Source organism: Coxiella endosymbiont of Ornithodoros amblus, from assembly GCF_019425495.1.
GTDB lineage: Bacteria > Pseudomonadota > Gammaproteobacteria > Coxiellales > Coxiellaceae > Coxiella.
In genome coordinates, this window is record NZ_VFIV01000044.1 from 1 (window position 1) to 9,871 (window position 9,871).

Sequence of the window (9,871 nt, forward strand, 5' to 3'; positions counted from 1 at the left end):
CCTCGATTCTTTGTCTGTCAGTAGACGGCCCACGCACGGGAACGACGGACATCTTTTCAACCACTTGATATTCCCTCTTTACTTCGCCCCCTTAAGTTGAGCTCTAGGTGCCTGCGAGGGAATGACGGGTGAGTAATTATGATTTACACACGATTTCATGTCACTTCAATAACGTAACTATTAGGAGTCTTAAAATGGAGTTCCTAAATTATCATCGGTAATTCCTCGAAAAAATCCAAGCGGTTTTCAATTGGCACCCTCATCTTTTCACCGAGAACTAGATAGATGAGATAGGGAATTGTTTCTAGATAGCGTTGTGTTTTCTTTTTTCACTTCTCCTGGAACATCTCGTTTTTCTAGGATCATAGCAAAGTTTTTTAAGGCATCTATCAGAGAAATATGAGCTTCAGCGAATTCTTCTTTTTGAGAATCGGGAATAATTTCAACCAACTTAGAAATCTTGAAGAAAAATTGAGGAAAATCAGAATTTGTTAATATGTCTTCTTCAAAAGGGGCGTCTACTGATGTATTTGAGAAAGATCAGTTTTTTCTTCTTCGGCTTCGGTGTATGGGGATGCAGTTGAGTTTAACACACTGTAAGGTTATTTGATCGATTTTTTGTTCGAGCTCGTTTATTCTCCCTCTCTTTTCTCCTTTTTTATGATTTGAAGGTTGCTGGCATTCCTAATTATTTCATCAATTTCCTTATCGCTAGCGATGATTTGACTTCCATCAGAATGCCAAAGTTCTACACCTACAGCCGCTAGAGAGTTGACAATGTGAAAAGTAAATTTTTAGTCTTTTCGGAATGTTTATCGAGAACCAGTTCTAAAAGGTTCTGTCTTTTATATTTGACTTTTACATCAGCATGAACTGAATTAATAAATCGAACGTCTCTACTCAAAAATGGCGAAGCGGACAAATTAAAGCAGTTTATCCTGACTTATTGACTATCTCTTTGTAAGCGCTAGTCTCCAAATAATAGTTTTGGCAATAAGAAACTTTCCTTTCCTGAACGCTTTTATTAAGAGCGTGTCACCCTGGAAATCTATCTTTATCGGTACGTTGAGACCCCACTTCGTGATCCGATGAAAAGAATCCCTGCGAAGATAGTTTTGTATTATGTCTAAGCTATTTTCTTCTATAGCATTTACGAGCATTTCAAACGATAAATCGAATACACTAAATATCGAATTCTTTGCTATTAACGTCCCTTCTTACAGGATGTCCTTTCTGCTCAACCTTCTTCTCGGTGTTTGAGTTCCTGTCGGTGTTGAGCGTATTGTTCTAGTGGGAGTCTCACGTCTACTCACAGAATATCACTATTTTTGATGTCAAATCTTGATTGATGAAAATCGGTTAATCTGAGGCTATTTTTATTTAAGCAAAGTCAGTTTTATCGATATCAATCACTCCATATTGCAGCGCTAGTTTAATCAGTTCCACATCGTTTTTAACGCCCAGTTTTTCAAACATGCGATAACGATGAGAATTAACGGTCTTAGTGGTAATGTGCAATTGCTTGGCAATTTCTTTGGCTTTCATTCCCTTTGCCAGTAATAATAAAACTTCCATCTGGCGGTGACTCAATTGATCAAAGGGCGATTTAGTCGGTGTCGTTTTGCTTAAGGCTAGACGGCTCGCGATGGCCGAGCTGATATAACGCTGGCCGCTATGCACAGCTCGAATCGCTCGTTCTAACTCCTCAGAATCACTGCTTTTGGTGATAAAACCGCGAACCCCAACCCCTAACAAACGCATGGGCAATAGTTTTCCTTCCATCGCCGTCACCACTAAAATCTTAATCTCGGGATCACGCCGCAAAAGTTTACGCGCAAATTCAAGTCCGTTAGTGTCTGGTAATTGAAAATCAAGCATGACGACATCCGGTTCTTTCTCACGGCGTAGCGCTAGTCCTTCTTCTCCGGTGCTCGCTTCACCTACGATTCGAATCCCTTTAACTTGCTCTAGCATTAAGCGCATGCCGCGACGAATCAATACATGATCTTCAATCAAAAGAACATTAATCAAAGGCTATTTCCTCAATTCCTAACTTTATCTTGTTTTTTTAATGCTACTCTACCTGCATGACTAGTTGCAAATGGTTTTCAATGGTGATCACTGTATGTTGGAGCGTGGTTAACTAAAGCTTTAATAAATCGATTGTTAAAAATCTCGGCTGCAAGTCAAAGATTTCTTTCAAATTTTGCATTTTAGTTGCGTTTAGTTAAATATTTTTCATTCAAGTTTTGTACAGAAAAAGTAATCATGATTATATTTTATTTCATCTTATTCGTGGTTGTTGTTTATCTTCTACTTCCCGTCGGCGGCGTTCGACCAAATACAAATCGCCTCTCTTTTACTGATCTGAAACGCATTCAGTTTTTTTGGTCGCATTAATTTTATCACTTTTCGCCTTTATAACCAAAATCGTAACTAATTACACTTCTCAAGATAGTATCTACTGATGTATTATTATGATTAATTTCTGGGTATTTTTTTCTTTGAGTATCGGGGCGCAGGTAGGTCAGCATTTTTTAGAAAAGAAATCCTTGAAAATACCGGCTGTGATACTGAAAGGAATATCATTTATTCCACTTGCTATTACACTTGTTTTCTTCGGAAAATTAACGCATTTTACCGATAACTTGTTATCCTCATTGTTTTAGATGAACTAAAAAGAAAGAAAGAATGGAGATTAAAAATGAGCATTAAAAATAAAAAAATCATTATTTATACTTAAAATAAATATTAAGAATTAGAACTTTGGTATCTCTTACTTAGAATGAAAAAGGAATGAACGGAAGTGATTAGTGTAGGGCCTAAAAAATCAAATTTACAAAAGTAAATTAGTCTATCCTGTAACTGCGTGAGCTACTCCCGATTCGATTAGTCCCGATAAAATGACGCCTTAATTATCCCGATCCGTTATACGCCTGATAAAATACAAACCAATAAGGCTATGAAAAATTTAGTGCACTCGGTATTTGAACAATAGAAAACCGTCTCCTCTATTTTTCATTCCCCTTGAATTTTAATATCTGATAATATTGTCAATAGGAAAAAAGCAACTTTCTATCACACAGTAAAAGACAACTTGATTAACACTGGCGGAATTTTTTTAGATTAACTAGTCGTAAAAGATGAAAATTTAATTACTTCTCAACAGCTGGACGATTTACAACAATTTTGTCAAACTATTATTGCTTCTCTGCAGTAATCAATCAGTTAAATTTTATCGTTCAAAAATTATAACAACAACTACGAAACCGTCTGGCTTAGAATGTAGCAGATTAAGCTGATGAAAATTCCTATTCCCATTGTTAAAAGCTTTATATTGTCTAACTAGAAAGGCATTTTTATCTGATTAATAAGAGTGAGGTGGTTCTGGTAAAATCAGTGCCTACAATGAAAGCTCAATATCCTCCGAGCCTCTGCGACATATTGAAACCAACTAATTACAAAATCGGTGAAATAGTGTTGCGAGAAAAACAATATCTCTAAAGTAATAAGCACAATGATTAGTATCACTGCTCGCAACGCTGGCGCCTTTTTAGAAAAAATACTGCATAATAAGCACAAAGCAAATAACGGAAATAGTCGGAACGCTTACAACAATATTGCAAAAAAATATGCAATCAAGCCGATAATATTACTGTGGCACTCCAAAGTGCCGTCCAAGGCAATACAGGGTGGATAATAGGAAAAAGACTCTAAAACAGGTCTGCGATTAATTTTGAAACAATTGTTTAAGTCTGACTAGTTAGCATCGATTGCCAAAATAAAACACTGCTATCTTTACGATCGTCGAACAAGTCAGCTAAAAAATAATAAAATACTATAAGTCATAGTACTAATATAAAGGGTGAAGTAATAGCCGTAAAGACTCTCGGAATTAGGTCAGCTACCCTTTGGTTGGCCAATCCGGATTGAAAGCTACCAATATCTACCATTTTCCAGAATGAAAAAATAAAAAATACTATAGCAACTAATAAAAAATTCCTGCTAAAATTAAAGGCACGTTAAAAAACTACCACGTTGCTCAAAAATTCTCTATTAATTAAATTTAAAAGAGCAGAAATTATAAATTATCCTTGATTTTATTGATAAAAATGTCGCTAATAGATCGCGTGGTGATTTCGACGTATTTTTCTAATTCATTTTTATCAATGTTTTAAAAAATAAATGGAATTCGCCGAATCTCTTTACTTTCAAAGATGGGTTTTAACGGCCGTAAATCAGGCCTGGTCCGGCATCGCTCTTACTTCCGTGAACCGTTCATCAACTTCTTCCATCGAGGATTCAAGAACGAGATCACCTTGATCAACCATAATTAGATTTGTTAAAATATTTTCGATTTCTTCTACTTCATGCGTCGAAATAATAATAATTAGCTTTTCATTTCAATAATCATTAAGAATGATATAGAAAAATTTTTTCGATATAAAATATATAGCCCGAAGGTTGGTTCGTCAAGCAGAAAATTTTCAACGTCGATCGTCATGATCAGTGCTAGACGCAATTGTACGATCATTCCATTAGAAAATTATTTCATCTTCTGATGCATTTTGATATTCGTTTTATTTAAAAATTCTAACGCCTTCTATTCATTAAAATTCGGATTCACGATTTTTACAAATTCGATAAGGTTATCGACCTTGATCCATCTCGGAAAATTCCAAAATCGGCAATAAAGCAGAAGTGGTACATAAGCCTTACTCGATCTCTCCGCGGATTTAACAAAAAAACATTCAACTCGCCCGAATAATTTGTTAATTATAAATAAGTTAATAGACGATGACGTGTACCAGTTTTGGCAAGCATATCCATCCCCTGCGCTTCTCAATAAAATTGTCACCTAGCAAACTTTAATAAGCCTTAAGAAACAGTGAGCGGATTGATTTGATGTTCCATGCTGATTTTTCGGATCGACGGAATCATTTCACCTTCCACATAACTCTCATCAATAATCACTTCCAGAATTTTGTCTCTGAATTGGTGATAAATGGATTTTTTTCGTCCCAGCGTATCATCTTCCCTTACTCTTGTTGACCCCTTGTCCTCATTGTAATCAATTGTTCTTCTATTTTCTTCCGGGGCTTCTGGCATGATAATCTACATTAAGACATAGGCTATGATGCCAAATCCTACTGAGAACAAGATCATTAGAATGAAGAGCAACCGCATAATGGTCGTATCTACATAAAGTATTCAGCTAATCCGCCGTAGACGCCAGCGATTTTGCAATTAGTGCGGGAACGGTAAACGTTAACTTTTTGATTCATTTTTATCTTCTGAGTTAGTGTTTTATTTAAGTATAATACTAGGTGCTGTTTTATCCACATCTTTTCGACATACAAATGGATAGTCACCAGCGACCTCCCGTAAATGCGCGGACTTTTCGCCCCCATTTCAGGGAATTCATCTGCTAACATAATTCTAGAATCGCCAATTCTCAATTCCGAATCACCAATCTTACCGTCCGGCATTTACATGCCTACTTCCTCCTCGAAATCAAACGCTTTTCTGTAAAATTTAATCGCCTTCCTTGCTTCATTGACAAAAAAAATAAGGCGTAATGCTGCTATAGTCTATCGGAATTGCCGTTGGTTTTTTTACTCATAATTATCTCCTTTTTTCGATGGGCGCCCATCCTTGTTCAAAGATATGTGAACACCAACTCGTCACCAGAAACATAACAAAAATAGGCATAAACAATTTAGTCGGAATATTTAGAAAATGATACGCTGTGGAACTATAAAAATCCAAATTTTGGAAGAGTTTTTCTCATCATGCATTGTCTTTTCAATGACATTAGAAATATCAAATAAATAACCATCCACTGGGTTGAGGGCTAATTTCTAGGCTCAGAATTTTATAATTGCATTCTGCGGATATCGATCCTGGTAAACTACATGTCCAAAACCAAAGATTAATTATTTATTCGCTAATTGTAGTTTAATCAAAGCAATAGCTTCATCCGGAATTTTATAAAGCATAATTAAATCTATGGCTGCTTCATTCGTTCTGCCATGCAAAGGACCGCGTAAAGTGGCAATGGCTGCGCTGAAGGCTGAATAAATATCCGAAAGCGTTACGCTACAAACGCGAGCTTCAAAGGTTGATGCGTTAAATTTATGTTCAGCGTGCAGAATTAACAAGGGGTTCATACAATTAATAGCTACTTGCTCTGCCTTTTTTCCAAGAAGCAAATTCAAAAAATAACTGGCTAGCGTTACATCATCTATCTCAGTATTGATTTGCTTTCGGCGGTGAAAATAATGATACAAATAACATCGAATAGCTCGAAAAATTGCTACCAATCTATCGGCAACGTTTTTCTCATTTTAAAATCTATTTGCAGGCTCCAAATTACCAACCATAGAACAACCCATATGCATCACATCCATCGGATATGAACTTTCTGGTATTCGTTCTAGCGTGTCTTTAAGTGTAGGAGGAAGTGAACGAAAGTTGACTAATTTTTTTTAGTTTACGCGTCGAGTTCTGATCTTGTTGACAGCTTATTTTTCAATAAAAAAAGGTGGCAACCTCTTCAAAAATTTCGTTGGGGACTAAATCTTTTATGCGATAATCATGATAAGTTAACCCATGCCCTTCTTTTCCAACTTTAGCTATCGACGTTTCGTCCGCGGATTGTCCTCTTAAACCTTTTGCTATTTTAGTCATCTTCTTTCCTTTTAAATAATTGATTTAATTTATCTTAACAGGTATGATAATTTAGGACTTCATACAATTCTTCGCTGGTTTGCATGAAAGGTAAACTCTTTTTTGAACGCCGTGTTTTTTTTATGTATTCATACACAGCTAAATCCGCTTTACTCATCACTCAGTCAGTCAAACGCGGATAAAGTACCATTTTAACACCGTGATTAGCCAACTGCACAGCCGTATAAGGCGGTGTTTTAAAACAGTCATGTTAGCTAAGACAGGAACCTTTACTGCTTTACAAAAAATGGAATAATCATTAATATTTTCTAACGCTTCCACAAAAAATCATGTCAGCGCCTACTTTGACGTAAGTATACCCTCGATCAATAGCTGATTTTAATCCTTCCATGGCGCAAGCATCGGTTCTAGCTATTAGGACAAAGTCGTTCGACTCAACATCAACTCCTGCTTTAATCCGGTCCACCATTTCATTCGTATTCACAAGCTCTTCACCTGGGCGATGACTACAACGCTTTTGTACGACTTTATCCTCCATGTGGACCGCCGCTACTTGTGCTCGCTCCATTTCTTTAATTGTGTGCGTAATAATAAACGCACTACCAAAACCGTATCGGATATGAACCAATAAGAAAAGATGCGTAGCAGCGGTTATGCGGCGAGCGTCTTCTAATACGTTATGTAACTCAGTAATGCCAAGATCTAGAAATCCAAATGTATTAGCAACTTCCTCGCCGGACAAATAAATAGTTTTAAATCAGACTCTTTCAGCTTAATAAGCCACAATAGGCATTGATAGCACACACAATTATAGGGGATGCGTTACAACCACTTGTCAAAAAAGTTTTCCTGAGGAGATAGTTGATGGTTCCTCTGGATATTCAATACTTCAGTTTTTTTAATTTTGATGGTTTTCATATGATGAATATCTCTAATAATATATATTATTTTTTGCTTCTATAGTCATTAATTGTTTTTTCGACTCAGTCTTAATAAACGCGGATTCAATACTAGACTTAGACGATTTTATTTTAGCTTCCATTGTTTCTTTAAAATTAAACCCATCTAGTTCCTTGATGATAGCCTTATTGTATAACTTCAAATCAAAATTTATATCGCTCTGAAGTAGAGAAAGGTCTGAATTCTCAGAAAAATTGTCCAAACAATATAAAACTCTTAAAGCAGAATCCTGGTAGAATACAGCCTTTTCAAAAAATTTTGCTAACTATAAACCGATAAGGGAAATTTCTTGAAAAATTTCTTTAATCGCATTGACGTAGTCTTTTCGCGAGTGACATCCATATTTTTCAGCATTTGTTTTACAGAATTACGTATAACTATTTTTTGGATTTAATTATGTCGTATAACAGATCAAGGTGAGAATTGTTATAAGTATTTATATCTTTTAAGTTTTTTTAACTTAAATTTAAAGAGTAAAGGTACGTCTATTCTAAAATTATCCAGAAAGTATTTTTCCATCTTTAGTATTTCTTAAATTGATAATCTTTACCAAAAGATATGAATTTGATCGCACAATGTCTTTTCTAGATAGTCGATTAGGAATAACTGTCGTTTACTCACAGAATTTGATACAATTATTAGTAACACTGGTTACAATATTGGCCCGTTTTGGTATCAAAGCATAATAGTACAGAGCGTAGGTTAACGAAATAGCGGGCGGTCCACAGACGGTATTGGCAAGCACCTCTTTTGGGTAAGGTTGTAGTGCAACGAACTTACCAAATACATATAGGTCTTTTTTATGCGGATTAATTCTCCTGATTTTAACTAACCAAAAATTTTATCCCGAGAACGAGCATATTCTTTTAACTCAGATAAAATGAATCTATAGTCAATTTCTTCTTTACCAGATGATTTTCACAGGGCTTTTTCTTAATAATAAACTCCAGTATATCGACTATTTTCCGATATACTAGTTAAGAAATCGAGTTCTAGACTTCAAAAATAAGTAAATAGCCTGTATTCAGTGAATCGGATACGGCCTACTTCGATTAACTATGTCTTTGAGAGCATTTATTTGAGCTTTCGTGTTCAGCTTCTTTCATTAGGTGTTTGAGTTTATGGATAGAGTACTTCCTTAAAAGGCGCGCTATACAAGCTAAATTATGCGGTATGTATCGCGCGCACCTTTATTTGTATAAATATGTTTGTCGCCATGGACTTCGATGTAGCTTGACCTGGAAGCTGCGCGCCGACCCAATAATAATCGGAATTCGGGGGAATGGTACAGCTTAAATGCGATAAATTAAATAAAGTGGTTCCCGCCGCGTTATGAGCTCTGTCTTCATTATCCGTGACAATAACACCACCAACTTTCCCATACAAAGAAAATTGCCCTGTCTTAGAATCAGCTTCTTTATAAGTGCCGTCGAGCCGTTCGATCACCATCTGCTTAACTGAGGAGTGTTCTCCAAACCAAATGGGCACCACAACAATTAATATATCGAAAAATTGATTTTCTTAAAAAACATTGGCTATTCATCAGCTTCCCCTTTACCAGAGGAAACACTGGACTTAATTTTATAATCAAATACCCAAATAATTTCCCAATTAACGTCCAAGCTTTTCAACACACTATAGATTTTATTATAGATTTTATTAATTAATGCTTCCATATTAGAAACTGTAGGGGAATATTTGAGCGTACAATTTAAAATAAGGACTTTTAATGAGTTATTTGAATTATGGATTCATTGGTTTTCTATCCTTTATAATTAATAGTTTTCAGGAAATTTTAGTAGGGTCAAAAAGAATTTATCTATTCAAAATAGCATTACTTCCTAAAATTAATTTAGGCATAATTTAATTTTCTTCCTAATAGTTTTTACACATTAGATAAGGCTGTTTTTTTAAGCTTAATGCTTGCATTAAAAACGCGCTGCCTTGAAAAAAAAATACTTTTTAGTCGGACTAGACCATATTTTAGTTCTACATGTTTGTTTATTGCAATAACCACCATATGATGTAGCTACCGGAAGTAACGATTTGACAAATATAAACTGCTTTTTTGGGGTGTATCGATCGACGATACATTAAAATAAATTTAAAGCCCCTCATCCCAGCACAGACTGGCTCCATACACGAAGGAAAGCGATGAGTTTGTTTCCTGAGCAGGTGGAATTAATGGAAAGGCTTGTTTTAATTGAAGCAATTGATTATT

At 35.6% G+C, this 9,871-nt stretch carries 2 protein-coding genes and 9 pseudogenes; 1 reads left to right on the forward strand and 10 read right to left on the reverse strand.

Features of this window, described 5'->3' with window-relative positions; all coding sequences use genetic code 11:
* Positions 1 to 267: 267 nt before the first annotated feature.
* From FIV31_RS08620 to FIV31_RS05865, 3 genes and pseudogenes are all read right to left on the reverse strand, one after another.
* Positions 268 to 535: pseudogene (locus FIV31_RS08620) on the reverse strand (ankyrin repeat domain-containing T4SS effector AnkG); the annotation flags it as partial.
* A 71-nt stretch (positions 536 to 606) separates the two neighbouring features.
* A pseudogene (locus FIV31_RS05860) lies at positions 607 to 1,313 on the reverse strand (ankyrin repeat domain-containing T4SS effector AnkG); the annotation flags it as partial.
* A 67-nt stretch (positions 1,314 to 1,380) separates the two neighbouring features.
* Positions 1,381 to 2,031 carry a response regulator gene (locus FIV31_RS05865; protein ID WP_280124130.1) on the reverse strand — a complete coding sequence of 217 codons (651 nt, stop codon included), beginning with the start codon at positions 2,029 to 2,031 and terminating at the stop codon, positions 1,381 to 1,383.
* Between the two features lie 237 nt (positions 2,032 to 2,268).
* Here FIV31_RS05865 and FIV31_RS05870 point away from each other — a divergent pair.
* Positions 2,269 to 2,669, forward strand: a pseudogene (locus FIV31_RS05870) (hypothetical protein).
* 573 nt (positions 2,670 to 3,242) lie between these two features.
* On the opposite strand, the pseudogene FIV31_RS08625 reads toward FIV31_RS05870, so the two are convergent.
* The 7 genes and pseudogenes from FIV31_RS08625 to FIV31_RS05900 form a co-directional block, all read right to left on the reverse strand.
* Positions 3,243 to 4,085 (reverse strand): annotated as a pseudogene (locus FIV31_RS08625) (ABC transporter permease).
* Positions 4,082 to 4,776 (reverse strand): annotated as a pseudogene (locus FIV31_RS08630) (ATP-binding cassette domain-containing protein); the annotation flags it as partial. The pseudogenes FIV31_RS08630 and FIV31_RS08625, both read right to left, overlap by 4 nt.
* Positions 4,777 to 4,785: 9 nt before the next feature.
* Positions 4,786 to 5,033: pseudogene (locus FIV31_RS05875) on the reverse strand (GntR family transcriptional regulator); the annotation flags it as partial.
* Positions 5,034 to 5,052: 19 nt separating this feature from the next.
* Positions 5,053 to 5,285 (reverse strand): annotated as a pseudogene (locus FIV31_RS05880) (PspC domain-containing protein); the annotation flags it as partial.
* A 340-nt stretch (positions 5,286 to 5,625) separates the two neighbouring features.
* Positions 5,626 to 6,690: pseudogene (locus FIV31_RS05890) on the reverse strand (citrate/2-methylcitrate synthase).
* Positions 6,691 to 6,724: 34 nt separating this feature from the next.
* Positions 6,725 to 7,529 (reverse strand): annotated as a pseudogene (locus FIV31_RS05895) (isocitrate lyase/phosphoenolpyruvate mutase family protein).
* Between the two features lie 1,285 nt (positions 7,530 to 8,814).
* Entirely contained in the window at positions 8,815 to 9,138 is a 324-nt protein-coding gene (locus FIV31_RS05900; protein ID WP_280124131.1) for a flavodoxin family protein, read from the reverse strand.
* Between the last annotated feature and the right edge of the window lie 733 nt (positions 9,139 to 9,871).